This window comes from Sediminibacillus sp. JSM 1682029 (genome assembly GCF_041366435.1).
GTDB lineage: Bacteria > Bacillota > Bacilli > Bacillales > Amphibacillaceae > Sediminibacillus > Sediminibacillus terrae.
This window is the reverse complement of sequence record NZ_JBEWYY010000008.1, coordinates 155,169-179,463: the sequence shown is the minus strand read 5'-3', so window position 1 is coordinate 179,463 and position 24,295 is coordinate 155,169. Positions and strand designations below refer to the sequence as shown.

General features: G+C 36.2%; 18 protein-coding genes, 14 tRNA genes and 2 rRNA genes. 31 read left to right on the top strand and 3 right to left on the bottom strand.

The genetic code is table 11. The annotated features are described in order from the left end of the window. The 16 genes from ABVF09_RS14665 to ABVF09_RS14590 all read left to right on the top strand — a co-directional run. Positions 1-117, top strand: a 23S ribosomal RNA gene (locus tag ABVF09_RS14665); the annotation flags it as partial. 282 nt (positions 118-399) lie between these two features. After that, positions 400-515 (top strand): 5S ribosomal RNA (gene rrf / locus ABVF09_RS14660). An 8-nt stretch (positions 516-523) separates the two neighbouring features. Next, a tRNA-Asn gene (locus tag ABVF09_RS14655) sits at positions 524-598 on the top strand. A 1-nt stretch (position 599) separates the two neighbouring features. Then, positions 600-691: transfer RNA gene (locus tag ABVF09_RS14650), tRNA-Ser, on the top strand. 10 nt (positions 692-701) lie between these two features. Continuing rightward, positions 702-776: transfer RNA gene (locus ABVF09_RS14645), tRNA-Glu, on the top strand. A gap of 7 nt (positions 777-783) precedes the next feature. Then, positions 784-859 (top strand) — tRNA-Val (locus ABVF09_RS14640). A 35-nt stretch (positions 860-894) separates the two neighbouring features. Next, a tRNA-Met gene (locus ABVF09_RS14635) sits at positions 895-971 on the top strand. Between the two features lie 161 nt (positions 972-1,132). Then, positions 1,133-1,209, top strand: a tRNA-Asp gene (locus tag ABVF09_RS14630). 25 nt (positions 1,210-1,234) lie between these two features. Beyond that, a tRNA-Phe gene (locus ABVF09_RS14625) sits at positions 1,235-1,307 on the top strand. 11 nt (positions 1,308-1,318) lie between these two features. After that, a tRNA-Tyr gene (locus ABVF09_RS14620) sits at positions 1,319-1,404 on the top strand. A gap of 6 nt (positions 1,405-1,410) precedes the next feature. Beyond that, positions 1,411-1,484, top strand: a tRNA-Trp gene (locus ABVF09_RS14615). Positions 1,485-1,498: 14 nt separating this feature from the next. Further along, positions 1,499-1,574: transfer RNA gene (locus tag ABVF09_RS14610), tRNA-His, on the top strand. 21 nt (positions 1,575-1,595) lie between these two features. Next, a tRNA-Gln gene (locus ABVF09_RS14605) sits at positions 1,596-1,670 on the top strand. Positions 1,671-1,676: 6 nt separating this feature from the next. Next, a tRNA-Gly gene (locus ABVF09_RS14600) sits at positions 1,677-1,751 on the top strand. A gap of 6 nt (positions 1,752-1,757) precedes the next feature. Further along, positions 1,758-1,831, top strand: a tRNA-Cys gene (locus ABVF09_RS14595). 12 nt (positions 1,832-1,843) lie between these two features. Beyond that, positions 1,844-1,925 (top strand) — tRNA-Leu (locus ABVF09_RS14590). A gap of 590 nt (positions 1,926-2,515) precedes the next feature. Here the strand turns inward: ABVF09_RS14590 and ABVF09_RS14585 are convergent. The 3 genes from ABVF09_RS14585 to ABVF09_RS14575 are packed head-to-tail and all read right to left on the bottom strand — an operon-like array spanning position 2,516 to position 5,608. Next, positions 2,516-3,229 carry a nitroreductase family protein gene (locus ABVF09_RS14585; RefSeq protein ID WP_371069515.1) on the bottom strand — a complete coding sequence of 238 codons (714 nt, stop codon included), beginning with the start codon at positions 3,227-3,229 and terminating at the stop codon, positions 2,516-2,518. 58 nt (positions 3,230-3,287) lie between these two features. Next, positions 3,288-5,018, bottom strand: coding sequence for a SagB family peptide dehydrogenase (locus ABVF09_RS14580; RefSeq protein WP_371069514.1), 1,731 nt, complete (start codon positions 5,016-5,018; stop codon positions 3,288-3,290). Positions 5,019-5,056: 38 nt separating this feature from the next. Further along, entirely contained in the window at positions 5,057-5,608 is a 552-nt protein-coding gene (locus ABVF09_RS14575; protein WP_371069513.1) for a hypothetical protein, read from the bottom strand. A gap of 412 nt (positions 5,609-6,020) precedes the next feature. Here ABVF09_RS14575 and ABVF09_RS14570 point away from each other — a divergent pair, with 412 nt between their 5' ends. From ABVF09_RS14570 to ABVF09_RS14500, 15 genes are all read left to right on the top strand, one after another. Further along, positions 6,021-6,194 (top strand): thiazolylpeptide-type bacteriocin, encoded by a 174-nt coding sequence (locus ABVF09_RS14570; RefSeq protein ID WP_371069512.1) that lies wholly within the window; start codon positions 6,021-6,023, stop codon positions 6,192-6,194. A gap of 139 nt (positions 6,195-6,333) precedes the next feature. Beyond that, positions 6,334-6,498, top strand: coding sequence for a thiazolylpeptide-type bacteriocin (locus ABVF09_RS14565; RefSeq protein ID WP_371069511.1), 165 nt, complete (start codon positions 6,334-6,336; stop codon positions 6,496-6,498). An 86-nt stretch (positions 6,499-6,584) separates the two neighbouring features. Beyond that, positions 6,585-9,014: a hypothetical protein gene (locus ABVF09_RS14560; protein WP_371069510.1), complete on the top strand. Its 2,430-nt coding sequence runs from the start codon at positions 6,585-6,587 to the stop codon at positions 9,012-9,014. Between the two features lie 30 nt (positions 9,015-9,044). Further along, positions 9,045-10,091 carry a hypothetical protein gene (locus tag ABVF09_RS14555; protein WP_371069509.1) on the top strand — a complete coding sequence of 349 codons (1,047 nt, stop codon included), beginning with the start codon at positions 9,045-9,047 and terminating at the stop codon, positions 10,089-10,091. A gap of 5 nt (positions 10,092-10,096) precedes the next feature. Next, a complete protein-coding gene (locus ABVF09_RS14550) occupies positions 10,097-11,953 on the top strand; it encodes a YcaO-like family protein (RefSeq protein ID WP_371069508.1) in 1,857 nt (618 codons plus the stop codon). A gap of 29 nt (positions 11,954-11,982) precedes the next feature. Beyond that, positions 11,983-14,580, top strand: coding sequence for a lantibiotic dehydratase (locus ABVF09_RS14545; RefSeq protein ID WP_371069507.1), 2,598 nt, complete (start codon positions 11,983-11,985; stop codon positions 14,578-14,580). Then, positions 14,546-15,610, top strand: a complete 1,065-nt coding sequence (locus tag ABVF09_RS14540; RefSeq protein WP_371069506.1) for a hypothetical protein — start codon at positions 14,546-14,548, stop codon at positions 15,608-15,610. Before ABVF09_RS14545 ends, ABVF09_RS14540 begins: the two co-directional genes overlap by 35 nt. A 10-nt stretch (positions 15,611-15,620) precedes the next feature. Then, entirely contained in the window at positions 15,621-16,892 is a 1,272-nt protein-coding gene (locus ABVF09_RS14535) for a hypothetical protein (protein ID WP_371069505.1), read from the top strand. A gap of 9 nt (positions 16,893-16,901) precedes the next feature. Continuing rightward, positions 16,902-18,824 (top strand): TOMM precursor leader peptide-binding protein, encoded by a 1,923-nt coding sequence (locus ABVF09_RS14530; protein ID WP_371069504.1) that lies wholly within the window; start codon positions 16,902-16,904, stop codon positions 18,822-18,824. A gap of 10 nt (positions 18,825-18,834) precedes the next feature. Beyond that, on the top strand, positions 18,835-19,743 hold the full coding sequence (locus tag ABVF09_RS14525) for a thiopeptide-type bacteriocin biosynthesis protein (protein ID WP_371069503.1): 909 nt from the start codon (positions 18,835-18,837) through the stop codon (positions 19,741-19,743). Beyond that, the gene (locus tag ABVF09_RS14520) at positions 19,724-20,578 is read left to right on the top strand and encodes a SagB family peptide dehydrogenase (protein ID WP_371069502.1); all 855 of its coding nucleotides are present in this window, start codon (positions 19,724-19,726) and stop codon (positions 20,576-20,578) included. The genes ABVF09_RS14525 and ABVF09_RS14520 overlap by 20 nt, the downstream gene beginning before the upstream one ends. 18 nt (positions 20,579-20,596) lie before the next feature. Next, on the top strand, positions 20,597-21,442 hold the full coding sequence (locus tag ABVF09_RS14515; RefSeq protein WP_371069501.1) for a hypothetical protein: 846 nt from the start codon (positions 20,597-20,599) through the stop codon (positions 21,440-21,442). Further along, positions 21,423-22,265 (top strand): ABC transporter ATP-binding protein, encoded by an 843-nt coding sequence (locus ABVF09_RS14510; RefSeq protein WP_371069500.1) that lies wholly within the window; start codon positions 21,423-21,425, stop codon positions 22,263-22,265. The genes ABVF09_RS14515 and ABVF09_RS14510 overlap by 20 nt, the downstream gene beginning before the upstream one ends. 40 nt (positions 22,266-22,305) lie before the next feature. Beyond that, on the top strand, positions 22,306-23,040 hold the full coding sequence (locus ABVF09_RS14505) for an ABC transporter permease (protein WP_371069499.1): 735 nt from the start codon (positions 22,306-22,308) through the stop codon (positions 23,038-23,040). After that, complete coding sequence (locus ABVF09_RS14500) at positions 23,041-24,186, top strand: M20 metallopeptidase family protein (RefSeq protein ID WP_371069498.1); 1,146 nt, start codon at positions 23,041-23,043, stop codon at positions 24,184-24,186. Positions 24,187-24,295 lie beyond the last annotated feature (109 nt).

The following is a 24,295-nucleotide window of genomic DNA, read 5'->3' as shown; positions in this document are numbered from 1 at the left end:
CTTCCCATCATTTTAAATGAGTAAGATCCCTCAGAGACGATGAGGTTGATAGGTCCGAGGTGGAAGCGTGGTGACACGTGCAGCTGACGGATACTAATCGATCGAGGACTTAACTTAAAACAAAAAGTGAAGGCGACTGGTCAACAGCGTATGGATAGATCAGCCAGATTGTAGTACGCCGCTTTAAGCGTACGAAAAGCTGGATGAACTATACACTAGCTGTTAGGAGCCGTAACTGGATTAAAGCACCATCACGTGTGAAGTTCGTTGATGTCTTCCTTCTTATCTAGTTTTGAAGGTGTAAGTGATTTTTTGAAATTTACCCTTGATTTTTTGTGAAAAACAGCTATAATAGTTGTTGTCACAAAAAAAGTACACTTGGATGTACGCCAAAATGAGTCTGGTGGCAATAGCGGAGAGGTCACACCTGTTCCCATGCCGAACACAGCAGTTAAGCTCTCCAGCGCCCATGGTAGTTGGGGCTTTGCCCCTGCGAGAGTAGGACGCCGCCAGGCATATCCGTTCCACCGTAGCTCAGTGGTAGAGCAATCGGCTGTTAACCGATCGGTCGTAGGTTCGAATCCTACCGGTGGAGCCATGGAGAGCTGTCCGAGTGGCCGAAGGAGCACGATTGGAAATCGTGTAGACCGCTACCGCGGTCTCGAGGGTTCGAATCCCTCGCTCTCCGCCATTTCTTAAATGGCCCGTTGGTCAAGTGGTTAAGACACCGCCCTTTCACGGCGGTAACACGGGTTCGAATCCCGTACGGGTCACCACTTAATTGGAGGATTAGCTCAGCTGGGAGAGCACCTGCCTTACAAGCAGGGGGTCGCAGGTTCGAGCCCTGCATCCTCCACCATTAGAGAATTTGATAGGAATAATCTCCTACATTATCGCGGGATGGAGCAGTCTGGTAGCTCGTCGGGCTCATAACCCGAAGGTCGCAGGTTCAAATCCTGCTCCCGCAACCAAAATCATTTTCTTCCAACGTTGATTATACTTCTTCGTTAGAAAACATAGTAGTACCCGCAGGGTGCAACCAAATTATTTTCACTTACTACGCTGAGTTACCTCTTGGCTAGTGAAAAATCCAGGTACTTGTAAGAGTGCAACCAAATTATTTCCTTAATATGGTCCGGTAGTTCAGTTGGTTAGAATGCCTGCCTGTCACGCAGGAGGTCGCGGGTTCGAGTCCCGTCCGGACCGCCACTTACATAGTTTCATATCATTTATTGGCTCGGTAGCTCAGTCGGTAGAGCAACGGACTGAAAATCCGTGTGTCGGCGGTTCGATTCCGTCCCGAGCCACCTTTTATTTTGGAGGGATAGCGAAGTTGGCCAAACGCGGCGGACTGTAAATCCGCTCCCATCGGGTTCGTAGGTTCGAGTCCTACTCCCTCCACCATTACATAGGGGTATAGTTTAACGGTAGAACAGAGGTCTCCAAAACCTCCGGTGTGGGTTCGATTCCTACTACCCCTGCCATTATTAATATGTTGGCGGTCGTGGCGAAGTGGTTAACGCACCGGATTGTGGCTCCGGCACTCGTGGGTTCGATTCCCACCGGTCGCCCCATTTTCCAGTGTGTGGTATAGTTGGGCTATAGCCAAGCGGTAAGGCATCGGGTTTTGATCCCGTGATTCGCTGGTTCGAATCCAGCTAGCCCAGCCAAAAAATGCGGAAGTAGTTCAGTGGTAGAACACCACCTTGCCAAGGTGGGGGTCGCGGGTTCGAATCCCGTCTTCCGCTCCATTTTAAGGCGGCATAGCCAAGTGGTAAGGCAGAGGTCTGCAAAACCTTTATCACCGGTTCAAATCCGGTTGCCGCCTCCATATGAATAACGTGCCGGTGTGGCGGAATTGGCAGACGCGCACGACTCAAAATCGTGTTCCTTCGGGAGTGTCGGTTCGACCCCGACCACCGGTATCCTAAAAAGACTCCAACTTTAAAGTTGGAGTCTTTTTTATGCCAAATTTTTTATTTTACGATTAACCACCTTGAATAACGGCTCTATACTGAATGTGGTGGTGTCCTCTGTTGCGATGGGTGTTTCTGCAGTGTGCAAAAAAGTGCAAAAAAATACACTCATTCCCTCTCTCTTTGTTACCTTAAAGTTGCTGACACAAAAGGAAAAAGAGAGGGATAGGAGTGCCACGCCATTATGGGGTTTAAAGATAAACAAGAGTATCGAAATCAAACCATCCAAGAACCTGTTTTGTCCAACATAATCCGTTCGGCTTTCCTTGCGTGAGCGTCGGTACTTATGTACCAGCTGTGGACGCACCTTTTATGAGCGCCTGCAGTGGTAGAGTTTTATCAACGGTGTACGAGTGCCTTGAAGACAACGGCATTACCTACACGGCCTTACTTAATGCAACTATTAAGACACGCTTATCTAATTTCAAGAAAATCCTCCTATCATAACATACTCAATTATATTGCTTCATATCTGAAATTTTACTATGTTTACCAGGGGAGGAATTAAAGTAACCTGCCACCGTAAAAAATTGCTCACCTCATCTACCAAAGGCAAATGCCAATAAAAGCATTTCTTTATAGCCATCAAATCCGAATAGTTCTACTAGAGCGTCATGATAAAATCCAGCAAAGATACTGCCTTGATAACCTAATGACAAAGTCGCTAGCCATGCAGTATTCATGGCATTTCCACCTCGTACTAGCATCTGACGGTACCCATGATTACCTAATACATCAATAGAGGCTGCTACCATGCCTGTACATAATATAAGTGCAGGGGCATCGATGAATTCTTTTTGCAAGATAATGGTATCCAATTTGTTTTTTAATGTGGTATTGCGTTTACTGACTAGGCTTAGGGCATGTTCACTTGGTATGTATTTGTATATATTGGGGGATGTTAAATTCTCAATATTGCGTGCCAATATATATATATTCAGGTCAATACCTAATTCACGAAAGATTCCCCAGTTTAGTTCATCCGATTTTTCTATGGTGGCTAGAATACTACTCAGGTCTAAAAGATTTATAGGAGTAGATTCGAACTTTTTAATCGCAGTACGCTGATTTAACACATCTTGCAATGTTTGAATGCTCCTTTGTAATGGAGGTTCTAAATGAATTAAATTTTCGGATGAATATTTTTTTTGATCTTCAAGTAGTGAATGATGAATCGAGATTTGTTTAAGGTTTTTAATTGTTCTTTCATGGTTTTCTTGCTGCATTTCTTGAATGATTTGATAAACATCCATTCTTTTCCCCTCCCTCTAATTTACCCCGCACTAGTTAAACGAAAGCTGATGGACAGTTTCAATTGATTAGTAATACACCTGTAATAGGTTCTTTATGATAATCAATGTTCAATAAATCTGTGATTGATTGTTCGTTATATTGTGTTATGTTTTGTAAAGTGATTCCGCTTGCCAGGGAAGTTCCTTGCATTTGTGCTAATGCGGCACCGGCATCTAAATGAATAACTTTGTATCCAAAAGCTCCATATTTGAATACTACTCTGTCATAGGCACCAGTCATGATTATCATTCCTTTAAATTGAGGCGTAGTGGATAGTTCTGTTATCTGATGAATGATATCGTTGAGATTTTCTATGTCACTTTTCGTACCTAATGGTTGGAGAGAGTGATTCTTTGGTTGGTAATAATAAACTTGTTTTGATAACCCGATAATATCTTTTGCGATGAGGTACAATTGAACGGAGCCAAGGTTGCCTCCAGTTGGACTAAAGCGTTGATTCTTTTCGTTCTTCGGTATCTCTTCGTCTGGATGCTTACGCCACCCCCCTCCACTTAACAGGACTCTTGCAAGTTTATTCTTTGTTGGTAAAGCTTCCGTACTGGAATTAGCGAAAATCGAAGGGGTGTATGGCTTTCTCATGGAGGGAAGTTCTTCAGACGGGGCTAATTTTATATGCTCTAAATTAGGATATACTTTCGCTTGGTGTGTAAGCATATGGACATTGGCTTGGTAATGAACTTGATGGCCCTTAGGATTGTTTAAATTGTTAGACGGCCAATTTATTTCGTTTTCATATTGAAATGCAAGTTCTGGAATCTTCGGAGATAATCCTTTTATTGGCAAACAATGTTTACATCCTGGCCGTCTTGGTACTCTTCTTGTTTCTTTAGTCCATTTCGTAAGGTCATAGGTATTAAAATTACTTCCTGTTTGATGCGGTAATAAACGAGTCAAAATATAGGCAACTTCCATAGTAGTCAATTCCGTCCACATCTCAATGAGAAACGAATCCGTTTGTTTTTCAATCCGAGATTTTCGTTGGTTGCTGCTATAGAGACTTGCAAAGCATTCATAACAAGCTGTTTCTTTTCTATTAAAGTAAGGTCCTAATAAGCCGATATCTCCGTGGAGAGAGCTTAATAACCAGGGAATACCTTTAGCAGCACATATGTCGTCCACTTTTGTTAAAATATCGTGTGGAATGGATCCACTTAATAATACGATAACAAATGTCTCCTCACAAAGCTTTATATCATATATACTTTTTTGTGTGACATTTTCAGCCCCAAACAATTTCAAACTGGAATGTAGTTGTTTTGCATTAGTAGTATTGCTTAAAATTAAAATATTCTCATCTGCTAATCTTTTCAAACCTTCATTCGCAGATTTATTATACCTCGTTGAATCGGTATGTCTTCTGAAAAAGTCTAATATGTTTTTATCAATATCTTCCCTGTAGTCCTCTTTATCTAAAGGTCCATCCTCCAGCAAACCACGAGAGTATAATAATGCTAAATTATTAAATATCATTTGTCTTTTAATTTGTGGATTCTTACGATAAATATCTTCTACGCTGTTTGTTCCATCCAAAATAGGCAGGAAATGTTCAAAAAATCTATAAACATTTTTTCCAGGAAAGTATTGTAGTGACTCTCCTCCATGAATGATAACCCCGTCTTCTATCGGTATCAATTGAAATGAATCTGGAAAATGAGGATACTTAGGCAATGAAAACTGAGGATCTAGCTGTACTGCTTTCCCCATTCGTTGGGATGAAATTTTATTCATTTCTGTCTCTCCCTCCTATAGTATCGTGAAGGCATAGTTTATTTTGGATGAAGAACTTCCCTGGAAATATATTGATTGGTAACATTCAGCTGGTAGTAAAATCTTGATTCACGTCTTTCAATTTCACCAAATTCATGTAAGACATAAGAGAAGATGGCCCCTGCCCAACCTATGAAGGGAGGTAAATAACCTTTTGGTCCTGAGAAGGGGAACTGGTCATTGTAATCATAGACATTGTTTCGATAGTTAGACAAGGCCGAATTTGATTGTAATTGTTCCTCAAAGCAAGAGTAGTCGATGCCTATATGTGGAGTAAGTACAGGTCCAACTCGGAGAAATGGATGATCGTACACGATTGGAATCCAGCAAGCTCTTTTACGATATACTTGATAGTCTAACTGTCTATAAATTTTGGAGGTATAAGTAGCGGTGGCAAGGGTATAAATTTTAGCCACTGACAAGGTGTTAAAAAAATGATCGAAATCCTCTTCTACCAACATACTAGTCGAGATAGATGGGAATTTATTCCTTATATGATTCATTAGTCCTGTGCCGAATTCACCAACAGAAATGAAATGAATCGATTCCATGGAACTTACCTCCTAGGATAATAGTATCGAATTTAGGAATTTTATGGATTATCATTGACCTGTATTACCTGCTTAATTATATTTTAAATATGGGCAATAATCAGATAATTAAATTGCTTACTAGTATATCAAAGAATAAATATACTGTATATGAGCATATCGATATATACTCTTTATCTTCTCCTCTAGGAAAATTTCCTCCCATGTCATAGATAATCCATCCACGAGTCAAAGGGTAAGCAATGTCCGTTGTTGAAATTCCGCTTTTATCTGTTCATCACCATTAGCTAGGCTTCCAATGTCATCAAAACTATATGTTACCTAGGTAACGAGTCTTTGATATTACTCCATAGTAATTTATTACATATGGGTAATATAAATTAAGAAATCTCAATTGAATGGAGGTGATGATATGACAGTATCGACTAACGCAAAGCTTAATGACTTGCTTGAAGACATCGAGCTGGAAGTTGTTGAATTGGACCAGGTGGAAGCAGTACCGTCAACTGCTGCAACAAGTGGTAGCTCGTCTTCCTCAACATGTGGATCTTCTTCTTGTTCATCCACATCATCCAGCTGTGCATAGGAATGTTCCGCTAAAATCAGTTTGTTTAACTTCAACAAAGACTTTTGTGTACTCATCCTTAGTAATGTAACTTCACATAAGAACATATTGAAGAGTTGCCCATTTATGAATAATGAGTATTTTAAGGAGGTCGAAGGAAATGAAGGATGTTAAATTTGATGCCCTGCTAGAAGATATTGAATTAGAAGTTGTGGAATTAGATCAGGTAGAGGCAGTACCATCAACCGCTGCAACAAGTGGCAGTTCGTCTTCCTCAACATGTGGATCTTCTTCTTGTTCATCCACATCATCTAGCTGTGCATAATCAGCATTTTGAATAAAAATTGGAAAAATAGGGGTAATCAGTTTGACTATCCCTATTTTTCTCTAACAAGGAGTACAGATGGAAAGGTGAACGGTATGGATGTATCTCCTATCGTAAGAAAGAATCACGTTGCAAGTAATGAAGTAATCCAATTAAAAAGCGAATTTTATCAAGCGTTTGTCCATTATAGAAAAGAGCGACAAAGGTTAAAACAGCAAGAAGAAGAGGCTCATCAAAAACTTTCAAAGTTAATAGATGAGGATGAGCACTTGAGGATAACGTACATCTATTTGAAAAGAATGATTAATAAAACGAAACTGGATCCACGAAAGATTCCTAAATTCGAATTCCTCCCTAATGAGTTGAAAAATTACTTTTTTGACCTTCTTATTACTCGTAAGGAAGTCAAAAAGTATGAAGTACAAATAGAGCACTTGTTTAATCAGGAAATAGAGAATGGTAATAAAATGATGATCAATCTTGTTAAACAGAATCAAACTATTCAAAACGCACTGATGCTGACAAATCATAAAATGCATCAAAAGATAAATTCATCGTCTAATGCAAAAACAATGGATAAAGTGTGGAAGGTGCTAGGTAGATCCTATGCAAAAACTGCTCCTTTATCAACTTTTACTTCTTTATCTTTTATTGATACAAAAGAAGAAAAAAGAAGAATAGAGTTAAATCAATCCATTCTATTAAAACTATTCTACTGTGTCTTAGAACTTGATGAGGTATTGGTTCAAAGTTCTTTTATGGTTGACTTTGAAATCACAAATGATGGCATTTTGGTTGAAAGCTTTTTAGAGGATATCGATAAGAATAGTAGTTTTATTGGAAATCAATCCCGAAAGTTTTTATTGTCATCGAAGTCATTGCTAGAAATAGAACCGGGAAAGGTGCTATCAACAAAGGACTTAATAGTCGAGCTAGGAATTACTAATAACGAATTGACCCTGATTCGAAAGCTCGTACGTTACGGTTATCTTAAACATACTGCCCATGACAAGGATCCTTCTATAGAGGATTTGATCAAATTTTTAGTTCAATGCGATGGAGGGAACTCCGATTGTCTAAAAGAAATCATTTGGATATTAGAAGCTATAAAACAAGATTTGGAATCTTTTATGGATAACCACATGGTGATAAGTGAACGTGAGCAATTATTATTGCGAATAGAAAGTCGAATAAAAAAAGCATTTGAACTGACAGGTCGTAACATTGATTTACATTCGACTTCGCTGGTTTCGGAAAATTATTATGTGCCTGCTGATCCGCACCAGTTTGCATTGCCTGACAGAGTTCAAAAAGATATTGAAACGTACAAAGAAATTCTTGCCATTTTTGATCATCGGCTTTTATTTCAATTATCGATTCGTTATAAGTTGTTTCGAAGTAATAATAGCATCCTTTTTAACGATATAAAGCCGGAACTTGTCAAGTTTGCAAATGCATTTGAGGAACAGGCACTTCTTAAAGATTTTAGCAATAGTATTTTCACTGAGTCTCCATTAGGCAGGGTACTGAATCAATTAAAGCGGGAGTATTACAAGGTTATTTCTGAAACATTGTCTGGAGAAGATGTCACTTTGGATTTGAAACTAATTGATGAAATTGCAAGAGTGTTAAAAGAAAACGGAGTAAAGCGCCGCTGCTATGATACTTTCTTAGTCCAACAGGTAACAAAAGAGAAGTATATAGTTAATCATATAAAATCGAGTTACTTGGGAAATTATTTTCGGCATATCAAAAAGGAAAGCCAGAAGCAACTATATCAAAAATTAAAAAACAGGTTAACAAGAGTCGGAGAAGACATTGCTACATTCTCTCCTTCATACGGCTTTAATCCAAATATCATTCCAATAAAAGGAGATTATGAGCTGGTAGATAAAAAGAGCCTGCTTCCCAACCAAATTAATATCGGAGCATGTAACATTTATTGGAGCCAACAAGAAAATAGATTTATCTTCTACAATGAAAAACATAAGAGATTTATCCCTATATACTTAGGAAGTTTGGCTTCTTATCATCTTTCCGAAGACTTCAAACTAGTTACTTACCTTGGACAGTCTGCATTTTTGTCCGGAATGACGATTGAATATGATGGGATACGTATGGAGAAACCTTTTGTGCAGATTGGAAAAATCGAGTTTGGATCTTTAACGTTGCAAAGGAGAAAGTATATTATACATAGCTGTCTTTTGGAGAGAATTGGTCCAAATTTAAAAGGATTTCAGCAAATGATGGAAGTGATGGAGCGCTATCAGATTCCAAAAGTTTCTTTTGTACGGATATTTCTCATACAACACGAAAAACTCAGCATCATTTATGGAGAAAAGGGGTTACACAAGCCTCTTTTTTTAGACATAACAGAGCCTGTTTTTTTCAATCGGATATTAAAACATATTCAGAAACAAATAAAAAAATATAAAGAGGTCGCCGTAGTTTTCGAAGAGGCACTCCCAAACCCGTATCATCAAGAGTATATGACGGAAATTTCGATTGATGTTTAATATGGAGAACTCCCAATAAGAGGGATGGGGATGAATATGGGCAATTATAAAATAATCAAAGGTGAAAATGGTGTAAAGGTATTGAACGGTAACAAAATGATTGAGTTGAAAAATATTGATTATCAGCATATCAAGTCCCTATGCGAGCAAAAAAATATCCATATACACAATCAATTTTTTGCTAGTTTAAGTCAAAAAATGCATTTAGAAGTGAAGACAGCTCAACTTAAAACAGTATATTCACTTGGCAATCAAACATTATTTGTGTCTAATTACTGTGAGAGGTGTTTAGCTTTACTGTTCCCTATCTCCACATTAGTACATCATAAGTTGCCTTCATATTTAGAAAGCCAACTATTTAGAGAGAATAAACAAGTTATAATGGATAAATTTGGAATAGTTAGTATCAAATCCTTGATGAATATTTCCCATGTTTCCTGTTGTCCGGTCGATAAAAAAGAAGTGGAGGAGATTTTACCAGAAGGAAAAATAAATGAACGGAATTTACGAGATTCTATTCTATCCAATGCTGTTTCAAGGTTAGCCTTCAAACATGATAAAGGAGTTTGGAAAATAGAGGCTAATATCTTTGGAAAAAATCAACTTTTTTTGGGGGTTAGCAAACAATCTGTAGTAGAAAAGTTATATGTGTATATTTTATGTCGTTACTATCATTATAGTGAGTATGGAATTGGGTTTACTCCTAAATCGGCATATTTAAACTTGCGGAGAAAATCTTTATTGAATCATTTCGAAGGGAATGAAAAACAATTAGTGAATATTGGTCATCTGCTTCGGGAAATAGGCATTTCTTATCCGATCAGCAAGGCATCTTTCATCCATATAGATGATAAACGATTACCTTTCTCTGTACTTAAATTAGTAGTAAAGGATCGTTCGTATAATGGGATTGGTTTCAGCTTGGAAGAGTGTTTGGTGGATATAGTGGAACAAGTAGAAAGTGGAAGGGCTGCGATACAGAATAAAGAATTAGACGAGAATCGAAATAAGACCTTGTACCGCTATAGGGATGCCTTAAGTGATAAATATCAATTTATCATATTGGGAGAAGGTTGATAGATGTGAAGGAAAGAAATAGCTTAATAGAAACGATTCGAAATCAGAAGTCTTCCATTCTATATTATTCCCCATCAATTGGGTATATCCATTGTTTTATCACTTATGCTGGCAATAAAGCACGAACATTCAATCCATTAACTAGCACGAAAATATTTGTCTATATTTATGTGGATTATAATAAAGTGACACTAGGGCCGGTCTTTCAACAGGGTCAAGTTGGCTGTCCAAAATGTTTTGAGGAACGAAGAAAGCTCAATCGGCGCTATTATCATATTAATGATGAGGAAAGTATAACCATCATAAATGATGTCGACTTGCTCCCATTAGATGTGATTCCAGAATTATTGGATAACCTATGTAGAAGATATGCGCAGTCTTCATCTCTAGATTATTATGTAATAGAAGAAAATAGAAATACTCGTCTATTAACGTATTGGCCGCTACACCCCTGTGAGCATTGCCTTATTGATGGAGAAGAGAGTTATCGGGATGTAGATAAAATCAAGGAAGCTCTGTCAGAAAATCTTTATTATCCAAATGGCTCAGCCTATCGCCTGGATTATAATGGTGAAGATTTAGATAGAGTATTTGATTATCGCAATACGGATTCTGGGTTTTTCTTGTTTCAAGATTTTGATGGGGAAACGCTTTTTTCCGTTTCTTCCTATTTTCCGATTAATCATTCAGATTCTCTTATAGCTGGAACTGGTACAGGAAATAATTTGAGAGATAGTGTGCGTACTTCTATATTTGAAGGGCTTGAAAGATATGCTGGTATGCAACCCCGCGGAAGAGGACAAGAACGGATATTGAATAGTTTTGAAGCATTAAGAAAACAGAAAAAGACAATCGATCCAACGGTATTTCTAGAGAATGTAATCGGAAAAAATACGGATATTGAACAATACAGCCCATATAAAAAAATATTTTGGGTTCCAGCATTTTCCGTCAAAGATAAAACAACTGTGTACCTTCCCGAATCTTTGGCTTATTACAAATATAGCCCTGGGGATGAAGGACATGCTAATAAGATATATAAAGGAAACTCAAATGGAAATGCAGTTGGTTCCCACTTATTGGACGCAATATATTACTCCTGTCTGGAGTTAATGGAAAGGGATGCGTTTTTAAATCATTGGTATTTGCAGCATACTCCGAAAAGGATAGATATTTCTTCAATTAATGATGTTGAAATCAATAGAATGGTGAAACAATTATTAACTATGCAATATGATGTAGCTATCTTTGATATAACTATGGAACTTGAAATTCCGATAGTATGGGTTTTTTGTAAAGGAAAATCAAGTGAGAAAATAGCAACGTACTCAACCGCCGGAGCCCACCATAATCCTTTGAAGGCAATAACCTCTGCTTTGGTGGAGATGGTGCATGCAATAGAATATTATGACGCTAATTCGAAAATGATTAAAGAAAGCGCCTTCTCGATAAAAGAAAAAGGTGTTCAAGAATTAACGGATCACCCAATACTATATTCATTAGAAACAGAAAGATATTTATTTGATTTTTTAGATGGTGACCAAAAGGGATATTCTCTTACAGAACTTTATTCAATGAACCAACCAAATAGCAATGATTTAATAAATTTCAGTCAAATTGTGCAAGATTTATTAAATCATTTATCCAAGCAATTTGGGGATGTTTATATCGTTCGGCAAACCCCGAAAGGCTATGAACAACTACAACTGGAGATAGTAAAAGTTCTTATCCCAAACATTCAACAGTTATGGTTTGGGGAAGAAAATAGAGAGATTTCAGAGGTAAGAATTAATCAGGTAAGAGAATTTTGGGGTTATTCCACAGAAGCTGAGTTAAACAAAGCTCCACACCCCTTTCCATAGAACTATTATTATGAATGGAGGTATAAATTATGAAAGTTTCTCCATTATATGTTTATAGGGAAACTACTTTTCCGACAAATTTAATGGCTCCATTTTTCACTAATCTTGCCGAACGATGGCTCGAGATAGATGAAAAAGAGAGGAGACTGAGAGGGGAGGTTAAACTTGCGACCCAGCGTTTGGAAAAAGAAATCAAACAAGTTCAGTCTGATAAGACACGGAAATCAATGATTAACTTTAAAAGATCTTTTTTTAACTTGCGAAAAAAGGCTTTTAAGGAATATGAAGCATTGCAATCTATTTTTACAGAAGAAAGGAGAAAGGAAATAGAGTATGTTTTAAGGCAGCACAAAATGCTAGAGTTAGAAAAGCAGCAATTAGAAGATCAATTCGACGAGAACTATCAAAATGAAAGAGAAACTCTTCAGGATATTTATAAATCTGAGCTGGATTTGCGCAATGGGGTTATGTTCATGAATAATGCCATTGAAAAAAAGGTAGAAAAGTATATCTCCACTCCCATCCATGAGCATACAACGAATTTACGTAAATTAGACTATGTATTATTGAATTTCTTAATGCGTGCGACATTAAAAACCAGTCCTTTTGCCAATCTTACACATTCAGGAATCGGGGAATTTAATCAAAAAGAGATTTCATATGATACTAAGGTTTTATATCCTAGAGTGAATGATTATCTAATGTTGAGAGTGTTCGATGAAATATGTAAGGATGAGGCTATTCTTCCCAAACTAAGCTATACAGTAAACAAGACGTTAATCCATAAAGACGGGAAGTTTTACATTACAGTCTTGCAAAACGCAGATAACACCATGTTGTACAAAACGAAGCAGAATTTATTTATCTTAGATGCTAAGCCTATCTTTCAACAAGTATTTGAAAGAATACAAGAAGAAGGTGCGCTTTCATACTTAGAGATAATCTCCTTATTTGAATCTAAAGGGGTCCCCGATTCAGCTGCTGAAAAGGTTGTTAAATCATTTATTCAAAAAGGCGTATTGGAAAGAACGATTCACTTAAATGAACAATCCGAGCAACTATTGCAAGATGTACTTTCGTTCTTAGAAGAACATGGGATTCATCAAGAAAAGCAAATTTTACTGAAGGAAATCCATGAAAAGCTGACCTACCTTGAGAATGGTACCCTTGACTATGCGATTATCCGTAAAGTATATCGGTTAATCAACCAACTATTGGAATCCTATTCTATCGAATTAGAGGATAAGAAGAACTTACTATATCTCGACTATATTAACAAACAGCGGGATTATCAGTCCTTAACCGAGCAAGGCAACTTATTTGCCAATCTACATAGGTATCAATGGTTAGTAATGGCGTTAGATCCAATGGTTAAGATTCAATACGCTATCGCCAACTTTTTTCTTGAAAAATATGGAGATGAATTTATTCCCGAAAATGAAAGGGAAATTTCGCAAGTATTACGGGATATCGCTCAGGTCATCTTTTTCGACAACGATTTAATTATGAGCATGTATGGAAAATTTGATTGGCAAAAGGAATATTCCGATCAAAAAACCCATGGGTTACACGAAACCTCCCAATCATTTGTTGATTATATGTGGAGACATATAGGAGACGAAGTAATAGTCTTAGAAGATTCTGTTCTCGAAAAAGCAACAAATGATATCAGACAAATTACAGGTGAAAAATTAATCTCACACTCCTTCTTTATTCAACATTCAGGTTCCCAACATGTTATCAATCATACTTATAAGGGATATTCAACGTTTTTTGCTCGTTTTCTAAAATACTTTGGAGAACTAGGTGCAGAGTTTGAGCAATATATTAATGAATATTTCAATGAGAACGGCATCACTGATATTCCAAACACGTTTGGTTTTAATGCGAATGTACGTAAACAACTTACCTCTAAGTCGTTTACATTGCCGATAGGTGCAACAGATAGTCCTGGTAAATCAATCGATTGGCAGGAAATAGGTTTTCGTTATAACGAGAATACTCATAATGTCGAACTATTTGACAAGCGAAATAAACAGCAAATTAAACCACAGTATTTAGGGACATTGATATTGGTTGCTGTCCCGTCCTTAGTGTCTGCTTTGGATATGATCTCATCTCATGGAACCATTTATTATGACTTGGGAAACCTGTTGACCTACGAATATCAACGTAAGCGTACACTGGATAGGGGCGTTGTGAGGATACCACGGATTCAATCAGAGGACGGGGAAGTTATTTATTCTCGTGCCAAATGGGTGTTCAGTGGCACGGAAATTCAGTCTTTGTATAAGAAAGACAAACGCTTTGAGTCGTGGAAGAAAGTTCTCGATTACTTCAAAGAGAATGATATTCCCAATCGTTTTTATTGCAAGCCTTTTTTGGAAGATGTAGAGGACATCACTACTGGTACTAAAAACTACAAACCACAATTTATTAATTTATCATCACCTATTTTGTTTCTTTTATTTATCCAAGTCATAGAAAAGAATCCATATATCATGATCGAAGAGGAATTTCCAATTGCTTCTGAAAAAGAAGGTTACGTGAAAGAAGATATTTATGAAATTACTCATAAGGAGCGTGTAAAGGATGACTTATCGAATAATGAGCTGCTTTCTATATGATAAAGATGCCCTTGATCATGTGATGACACAAATCATAAGCTATTTAAATGGTACGGGAATAAAAGAAGTCATCATACAGAAAAGTTGGGTACATGGGTTTCATCTCAAAATATGTTACCCAAAGAAAATCGATATGAGTGGCTTAGAAACGTATGTTAGCAATTTGGTTAGTGAAAACCACACTAGTTTAAAAGAGGAAGATTATCATAGATTATCCAAAATTATTTTATCGGTCAAAGAAATGGAAATGTACGAGGGGGAAGTGTTGCCCTTAAATAAGGAGGGAGAGATCACGTTTTTAGAAAGTGATGTCTTACCTGAAAATAATTCACTTTGTGCAGATGAAGTATATGAAGTGGTAGAAAAGTTAAAGACGAATTTGCTTAGAACGATCAATGAAGAATGGAAGAGGAAAAGTAACGAAGAACAGCTACACGAATTAGCAAAAATGTTTTATATCACCTCAAATCTTAGCCCCGGCGGAATAAGGTTCGGGTACTTATCGCTAAGATCTAATTTTGAGTACTTCAAGCAGCAGTTAAAAGAATTAGGAAATCGTGAAAGAGCAAAGTATATGGAGAATATCATCACCAATAGATCCAAATCAGATAAGGAATTTGTAGAAAAAAGTGTAGGTGAATTTTTGGCCAAGCAATATCAAAATGAAGTGATATTCTCAGCGCTAAAGGTATTTATCATCAAGTTGCAAAAACTTTTTACAGAAGCTTATCAAAATGATCTGTTGAAAATAGATGGAATGTTTTCTGCAGAAGATTTTACAGAACGTCATGATCAAATGAGTGAGTTTCATCAAATGTTTTTTTCTAATCAAGATTTTATAAAGGAATACGGTACAGAGGGATTTATTGTGTATCGATATATTGCTAGTACTTTATATTCGTTAATGCCATTGCTGAAGATTACTCCATTATTGAAACAAAAAGTAACTGGATTAGTAGCGGAAAGTGTTGAAAGTCATTTTGGTGTTACATGGAAAGATACTTATAATCTTATGTTGAGTAAAATTTGAGGTGAAACTAATGTTTAATAATTGGCTTGTAGAAGATAGGAATGAACTTTTTCTATATGATGGGCGGAGTTTACACCAATTAAAAATAACTCCTAGTGCGAAAAAGAATATACTTCAATTATTTTCTCATAAAGGCGAGGCCAGCCCCATTAATGATGAATATGCTTATAAAATGCTTAAAAAGACACTCCCCGAAGCCACAGAGGGAATTCATCTAAACGATATCCAAATTGAAAAGATAGAAGGGAACTTAACAAATTGCGTTCTCCGGCCGGAAATGTGGTATTTGTATAAAATTGGGGATAAAAGAGCTGTTCTTTTTCCCGGCGATAGTAGCCGCATGATAATCCATACACTCCCTATAGTTGAATCGAACGATGATGAATGCGATTGGATACTTGATTTATATGGAAGGAACACGATTGTCAGTCGTCAACGAAATGGGGAGTCCCCTAAAACACTATTGCTGGATCTAGATAGTAAATTTATAACTAGGGAAATTACTTTCTTTTCCGAATATGAAATGAAAATGGTGACGGATTACTCTGAACTATTTCGGAAGAAGACACGAAAGGCTGTTGATAATTTGACAGCATTGGAAGAATTGGAAAAAGAGCAAATGACACCTTTTGTATTCTATCATAATAACTTGCAACAAACACCTTATAAAGTTACTACTTCTGAAAATAACGAATTGTATGTCGGAGAAGATAAGGTGGAACAAATTCTACGGGCCTCTTATCGCAACATAGAATTGTTACTTCAAAAAGAAATCAAGGACGGAACTTGGTTAGTAGTAGAGAATGAAGCACAACTACTTCGTAAAGTATCATGTTTATTGTTTCAGGAAGAAAAAATAAAAACCTCCTTTTTCAGCATTGCAAAACTTGGAATAGAAGATAAAGTAATGGCTATGCTTCAAAGATTCGACCCCAATTTGCATGAACTTGCCCTTCAAATTCAAAAAGACTCCCAATTTAATATCTATCGAATCCGTTGTTTGTGTGAAAGTGCCATTTGTACGGATTGGCTCTATGGCTATGACCCAAGAGAAATGGTGATTGAAATTCTAAAACATTATTTTGCAGTGCAACTTCAAAATAAAATGGAATTTGGAACGTTCCCAAACAAAATCCATATTGAAGAGGATGGATATAACATACCAGAGAAAAATATAGAAAACCTTCTAGAAGTAGTTAAAAAAAATTTTTTGATGTATGTCTTGCATGTACCAAAACTGTTATCGAACAATATCTATCTACTAAATTTACAAAGGAAGTAGGTAATAACTGTGGGAGAGATTAATATTTTAGATAATCAGAACCCATTTCATGATTCTATCATCAATCGGTTAAGGGAGCGGGAAATTGAATACAAAGAGATTGAGAACCCAGCGGGACAAAATGTTGAACAGCCTATTTTCGCTTTTTTTGACCATTTCGATAAGGATTTGATGGGAGAAGCTTATTCGGAAAGTTCCTCTAATACAATTTTTAGCTTTGTGGCATTTTTTAATATGCTTGTTGTTGGTCCCCTGTGGAAATCAAAAGAAAAGGACGGTTGTCCATATTGCTTTGTCCACAGAATGAAAAGTAAAGGAAAACAAAATCTATTTACCGTTACAAGTGATAAAAAGTTACCAACAAGTTTTCATGATTCCCTAGTATCTTTTGTCATTGATTTTCTCCTCCAATCAAAAAATCTCGAAAGCTATGAAGAAAAGGTAGAGACGTTTAACTTCACTTCTGGAATGGTGAAGCAGTACCGATTTATAAAGGACGAATTCTGTCCTGTTTGTAAATCGATATCCAATGATCATCAGCACAGTTTTAATGGGGAATTTAAAGAAAATAAAAAAAAGGAGCGAAGCCAATACCGGGTGAATCCTGATTTCGATATTAAGGAAGCCTTCGCAAAATTATATGATCAAGACGTCGGGGTTTTTAATCACCAATTTCGGGAGGTTCGCTCTAAATATACGGATGCTAAAGGAACAGAAATTCAAGTGACAGATGAATATACAGAGACAGGTTTTGGGAGGGGATATAATCACAAGACTATCGAAAAACTAAGTGTGTTAGAGGCAATTGAAAGATATTGTGGAATGTTTGATCGGAAAGCACCTTCAAAACTATTTAAACCTTATCGAGATGTAAAAGATACGGCAGTTAATCCAAAGAAATTCATTATGCATGAAGAATGGGACAGGATGCACCCAGCCTATGAGCTTGTTGAGTATAGTGAAGATTTGCCTGTTTATTGGAAATATGGATACTCGGTTAAACAACAAGAAAAAGTATTGATTCCAGAACAACTTGTCTTTTTTGCTGATAAATTTTATCGTGAGAAAAATAATCGCTTTATTTATGACAGTTCAAATGGCATGGCACTTGGCGGCACCTATGAAGAAGCGGTTTTTTATGGATTATTGGAATTAATTGAAAGGGATAATTTCCTTTGTGCTTTTTATAACAAGTTAAAACTGAAAGAGATAGATCTGAAAAGTATCAATAATTCAAAGCTAAAGCAATTAGTTTATTTTTCGGAGTTAGACGGGATTAACGTGTATATTTATGATATTTCGATGGAACTAGGCATACCGAGTATCTGGGCGATGGCACACAATGTCAAAGTGGATGCACCTATTGTTTCCTATCATGCGGCAGCGGCACACATCGATCCAGAAAAAGCGATTGAAACGGCTGTGCTTGAAGTGATCACATCTGTGTCCATCTTTGAAGAGGTCATTCCTGAAGACTCTGAGGTTAGTAATCGCGTTCAAGAAATAGCTCATAATCCAGATGCTGTGACAGACTTTGATGACCATATTCTTTATTACGCTTCAGCGGCCAATACCGAGAGACTACTATCGAATATTGAATCACCAGGTAAGTATGCTGTGAAGGATATTTACAGAAGACAATTTTATGAGAGCGATAAATATCAAAACGATGATTTAAAGGATGACTTAGAGGAATTAATTGAAGATGTCCTACAATATTATGAAGATATTTATGTTGTCGATGTTACTCCTGAAAGTATTGCAAGGTTAGGATTACATGCTGCAAAGGTTTTAGTACCTGGAATGTTGCCAATGACATTTGGTCAGCAGCACCGAAGGATAAATAGGGAAAGACTCAAACAAGAATTAACCCATAGAGGATTATCGGAAGAAGATTTTGTGTTGAACATACAACCACATCCCTTTTCCTAGGAGGAATCGCATGGAAAACACATGGAAAGCTCATTATATCTATTTTCATCATAAAGAAAAAGAAGACCGGCTTATTCAAATTCTCGCTAAAAAGATGATGGCATTAAGGGAAAAAGGCGAAATTGAAAAATGGTTTTTTCTTCGATATTGGGAAGGTGGACCGCATATTAGGATGCGTTATTTTTCTTCCAGACGATTCTCAGAAGAATACTTATTTACTGATTTAAGAATGTACATAGCCAATCATCCTTCTCCTTTTACATTAACGAAACAAACCTATTATGAGAATCATAAATTTGATGGGGAACCTATACCGATGGAACAGCTAGAGTGGTATGAGGAAGGGGAAATAATCGAAAAAGACTATTTTCCGGAGTATGAACGATATGGCGGGGAGACTTTAATGCCGTTAACGGAGGAATTGTTCACAGCTTCCAGTGAGTTTGCTGCAACATGTATTCAGGCCTCGTTGGATAAGCATTACTTTTTGCGGTTGATGTTAGTTTTAGCTGTAATGGAGGATATAGCAGTTACCTGTAAGGAGGAGGGACTTTTTGGCGTTCCTGTTTCAGAGTTTTATGAGAATTGTTTTCGTAGTTGGCAACACTTGTATGACCTACATGATTTGGAATATGCAAATGATATAAAAGAAGGGGTAAAGAAGAATGAAGCAAGTTTAAAGGGAATATACAAAAAAATACGAGGTTGGGAACATTATCAGCAATTTAATAAATCCATTCTAAATGGTATGACAAAAGTATTCCAACATACAGAATCCCATCAAAGGCTCAGATCGATATTGTACTCTCATCTTCACATGTTTAACAATCGAGTAGGCATCACACCAGAATATGAATGTGCCATCTATTATAGTCTTTTTAATCTGGGAGGAGTTATCTATGATACACAATCCAATTAAGGACCACTTAGAGTTTTTTGATTTTGAATTGTTTTATGAAAGATTATTAGAAGACGAAAGTAGATCACAGGCATGGAGGTTACATCACCTTAGACAAGAAGATTTTTCAAAACACATCATGCATAGGAAGAAGCTAACAAAGTCTTTTGTTGAAAAAGGGGCCAATGAGACAGAGATACCAGTCAAGTATTCTTTTACTGAAGATGATTTTTTTGAAACGAGTATCCTGGATATCCTTCATAAGAGAAGGTCCATCCCTTTGTATGAGATGAGTAATAATTGGACATATCAGGATTTGGAGAAATTACTTTCCCTTTCTGCCGGGATTAGTCATCAGAAACAAGAATCTCATAAAGAGAATAAATCTGAGGATACTGCCCTAAGAGTATATCCTTCTGGCGGATTAATGTATTCGGTTAATCTGTGTCTCTATAGCAGGAATGTGTCTGGCTTACCGGATGGTATGTATTACTATGATGCAAATCAGAGCAATTTAAAAAAATTAGGAGGTGCAAGGACAGATGCAGAACTAGAGGAAATGTTTCCGATGACAGATTTTAATTTAGAATCAAAAACGAAGGAGATTGAAAATATCTCGGTTATGATGTTCCTTGTGGTGGATTTTGAGCGATCTTTTCAAAAATACGGAAGATTAGCCTATCGCTTAGGTCTGTTAGAAGCTGGTCATATCGCACAAAATATACAATTAATAAGTACAGCCATAAACAGGAACTCACATCCCTATTGTGGATTTTATGCCGATAGAGTTGAAGAAGAGTTAGGCATACGTAAAGATAAATATAAACATTGTTTTTATACCTTGTTTTTGGGATGAAAGGGCATGGTGAATTAAATGTTAAACCCTATATATCAGCTTCATATAGATGGCCAAAACATACATATATATAATAAATACAATTTAGATGATTCTTTATTTATCTTACGTAATAGTAACAATCCGATCAAAATGAGAGAGCTTATTCTCAGTATAAACAAAAATATGGAAGATCATCCTATTATCAATCGGCTATATCAAAAGGGGGTAATTATTGACCACAATCATGCGCAATTAATCAAGAGAATGTGTCATATAATCGATGAATTAGAAAAAAACCCCATCTCTAAATTCCATTTGTCTACGATATTAGTTGAAAAATTATTAGCATCATCTTTTTTCCTTATCAATTTAACAAAGAAGTCTAATGCATTTTTGGAAATGTTGGCAAATCTTCCAAAAAGAACGAATGGTGCATTTCAGCACTATATAGTTCTTTATCAGAACAAAGAGGAATTAAGGAATCTTCAACAACTTTCCTTATCCAGGAATCAAACCATTTTTCTATGTAAATATAAAGGAGAAAAACTCGAAGAATTAGGGCCCGTTTATCAAATTAATCATAGCTTTTGTCTGGATTGTATAGCAGATAATATGGAAAAATATCGATTTATCTGTCAAACAACTATTTCTAAACATCAGGAGGAAATACTCCAATCAGAATATTTGTATAGTTTGATTGATTGTTATCTTCATAATAAGACATGGTTGTCTAGTATTCACGAACGTAAAATTATATTCAATGAGGAGTTATGTAATTATACAACCCCGATTCATCCTATAAGTCCATCATGTATATGTTTAAAAGGTAACGAAAGTAATGATTTTAAAAGGGGGAATGTTTATGCACCTATTAGAATTTGAGCAAGTGAAAAAAAGTTATAAGGATAAAACGGTATTAAAAGACATTTCGTTTCATGTAGAACCGAGTGAAAGTGTTGCTCTAATAGGCTCAAATGGGGCAGGAAAAACCACAATTATTAAATCAATATTAAACTTGATTGATATTGACGAAGGGAACATAATGCGAAATTTCAATGTGAAGCATGATGTTGCAGTTATGTTGCAAAACAACTATTTTCCCGATCATCTTCGAGTAAGAGAAGTAATAGAACTACACAAAAGTTATTATAAATCTGATATTGATGTGGAGCATATACTGAAACAGGTAGAGTTGGTGAAAGAAGCCAAAAGCAATGTGGAGCATTTATCTGGTGGACAACAACGGAGACTTTCTTTTGCCATGGCACTAGCTTCTAATCCTGAAATCCTATTTTTAGATGAGCCAACTGTCGGAATGGATACCGAGTATTGCCTGAAGTTTTGGAAGATTGTAAATGAATTTACGGCCAATCACAAAACGGTATTTGTCACATCCCATAATTTAGATGAACTAAATGATTACTGTAATAGATTTATATTTATCCAAAATGGATCAATCGTGGAAGATGTAACTAAAAGTGAGTTAAACAAGGAAAAGATGCTCGTAGTGGTTGACGAAAACGAAGAAAAGTTAAAATACTTACAAGAAAATTACGGTGGAACAATCATTGAACATAAATTGTTTTTGACTGAAATGGAAAGGCATAAAGAATTAATGGAAGAGCTCGAAAAAGAAGATTTGAATTATGAATATCGTTTTAAAGAGGTTAAAGATTTGTACCGGGAGATTAATATAGTTTCTTAAACTACTCACCACTAATAATAGAAGAAAAGAGGTTAGGGGAATGTTAACGATTCTTAAATTGGAAATAGTGAAAGTCCTTCGAAATAAGCGTTTTATTTTTTTTACCCTAGTGGTGCCACTTGTTTTATATACCGTATTATATAACTTTTCAGGTTCTGATATGGATAAGGAAAATGCTGTTACCGTTCTAGCCATTGTGGCTTCCATATTTGCAACAGTCGGAAGTGGCTTAAACACGTTGAGTAGCAGAGTTACTAGAGAGAAACCTTATATTACGAATATTCTTAATATTACTCCTTATAGCCCATTCAAATTTATTACGATTACATCATTGGTACAGTTCTTTCTTAATATCGTCATCATAACAGTGATCATTGTATACGGCTTTCTCGTATTTGGATTAGAAATTAACTCTCCTTTCATATTAATGGAAACGATAATTTTATTTTCAAGTATCTTTTACATCTTCTTAGGGTTATCCCTTGGTTTTTTACTTGATAGTGTTACCTTAAATACCATTGCATTTCCACTATACTTTTTTGTCATGGCCACACATATTACGGAAGATTTATTTATTGGTTCAATAGACTTTCCAGGTTTCTTTACTGCAATCCAAAAGGTTTTCCCAGGGATATACGCAAATAGTGCGGTAATCAATATATTTAATGACAAAAATTTCGGCTCAGACTTTTTCATTTTAACTGGTTACGTTGCTGCAATGTTTGTTATTTCCATTTTCATTTATCAAGTAAATAAGCGCAAGGCGGCTTCCTAGATGAGTGTAGAAGAACAGTTAATAAAAACGAGAAGAAGTTTGCATCAGATACCAGAAGTGGCAGGTGAAGAGGTAAAGACAAGAGAATTTATTCGGTCTTTTATTTTTCAGGAAACCAATAATATCCAAATTGATTATGATAATGAATTTGGAATAATTGCAAAGTATCATTATCATCGGAAGGCTCCTACAATCGCTTTTCGTGCAGAAATGGACGGTCTTCCTTTGCAAGATAAAAAAGAATGCAGTTATCAAAGTGTACACAAAGGAAATAATCATGCATGTGGCCATGATGCCCATATGGCTATAATATTACATTTATTAAACCATGTGGATCAATCTGATTATTCTATTAATATTCTCTTTATTTTTCAATCATCTGAAGAAGTATTTGCTGGTGCTAAACGATTAATTCAACCGCTGCTTTCTTATTCCATTGATTATTTATTCGCTTTACATGTTACACCGAATTTATATGCCAGATACTTTTCCCTTTCTTCCGATGTGATGTTAGCGGCCAATTATTCATTGGAATTAACATTGAAGTTGACTAGTGGACATGTGGCAGGCAAAGCTGATTTGATGGCTTTGTTGGCAAGCATTTATCGCTTTCAGGAGGGTTATTGTAATGAGAGCCAATCGGTGAAGGTGACTAAGATTGAAACAAATGGTTATTATAATATCAATCCTAGCACGGTGAAATTGTTTGTTAACTTTCGAGGCAAAAATAAAGATATAAATCATGAAGGTTTCGCTGCTTTTTTAGAACATATTATTAGCAAGCATGATCGAGTTATTTCGGTTGAACATCGTACCGTATCCGATTATCCATCCTTAAAAAATGATGAGCGACTCAACCAAATTGCATCAGAAATATTCAAGAAAAAATTTGGTGCTGAGTTTGTTTTGCCATGTCCGTTTATTATGTCAAGTGACGATTTTGCGTTTTATAGTAACGAATTAACTAACGTGAAGTGTTGTTATTACTTTATAGGATCCTATATGGGGGATGATATAGATGTACATACGGAGCGCTTTGATATTGATGAAAACTGCCTTTACTATGGATATGAAAGCTTTAAGGCAATAGTAGAAGTCCTAAGTAAATCGTCAGAGCGGCATTTACAAAGCAGGATTGAAAATTAGACATGTTAATTACAAAAAGGAGAAAGGGGAAGGGAATATATCCGTTATGATTCTCTACAATAAAGGATTGAAAATAAGGAGATTAATTCCATTTATGGACTAATCTCCT

Bases quoted from the DNA above. Each gene is read 5' to 3' on its own strand.
- ABVF09_RS14585 (WP_371069515.1), bottom strand. From the start codon at position 3,229: ATGGATGTTTATCAAATCATTCAAGAAATGCAGCAAGAAAACCATGAA.
- ABVF09_RS14580 (WP_371069514.1), bottom strand. From the start codon at position 5,018: ATGAATAAAATTTCATCCCAACGAATGGGGAAAGCAGTACAGCTAGAT.
- ABVF09_RS14575 (WP_371069513.1), bottom strand. From the start codon at position 5,608: ATGGAATCGATTCATTTCATTTCTGTTGGTGAATTCGGCACAGGACTA.
- ABVF09_RS14570 (WP_371069512.1), top strand. From the start codon at position 6,021: ATGACAGTATCGACTAACGCAAAGCTTAATGACTTGCTTGAAGACATC.
- ABVF09_RS14565 (WP_371069511.1), top strand. From the start codon at position 6,334: ATGAAGGATGTTAAATTTGATGCCCTGCTAGAAGATATTGAATTAGAA.
- ABVF09_RS14555 (WP_371069509.1), top strand. From the start codon at position 9,045: ATGAATATGGGCAATTATAAAATAATCAAAGGTGAAAATGGTGTAAAG.
- ABVF09_RS14545 (WP_371069507.1), top strand. From the start codon at position 11,983: ATGAAAGTTTCTCCATTATATGTTTATAGGGAAACTACTTTTCCGACA.
- ABVF09_RS14540 (WP_371069506.1), top strand. From the start codon at position 14,546: ATGACTTATCGAATAATGAGCTGCTTTCTATATGATAAAGATGCCCTT.
- ABVF09_RS14535 (WP_371069505.1), top strand. From the start codon at position 15,621: ATGTTTAATAATTGGCTTGTAGAAGATAGGAATGAACTTTTTCTATAT.
- ABVF09_RS14525 (WP_371069503.1), top strand. From the start codon at position 18,835: ATGGAAAACACATGGAAAGCTCATTATATCTATTTTCATCATAAAGAA.
- ABVF09_RS14520 (WP_371069502.1), top strand. From the start codon at position 19,724: ATGATACACAATCCAATTAAGGACCACTTAGAGTTTTTTGATTTTGAA.
- ABVF09_RS14515 (WP_371069501.1), top strand. From the start codon at position 20,597: ATGTTAAACCCTATATATCAGCTTCATATAGATGGCCAAAACATACAT.
- ABVF09_RS14510 (WP_371069500.1), top strand. From the start codon at position 21,423: ATGCACCTATTAGAATTTGAGCAAGTGAAAAAAAGTTATAAGGATAAA.
- ABVF09_RS14505 (WP_371069499.1), top strand. From the start codon at position 22,306: ATGTTAACGATTCTTAAATTGGAAATAGTGAAAGTCCTTCGAAATAAG.
- ABVF09_RS14500 (WP_371069498.1), top strand. From the start codon at position 23,041: ATGAGTGTAGAAGAACAGTTAATAAAAACGAGAAGAAGTTTGCATCAG.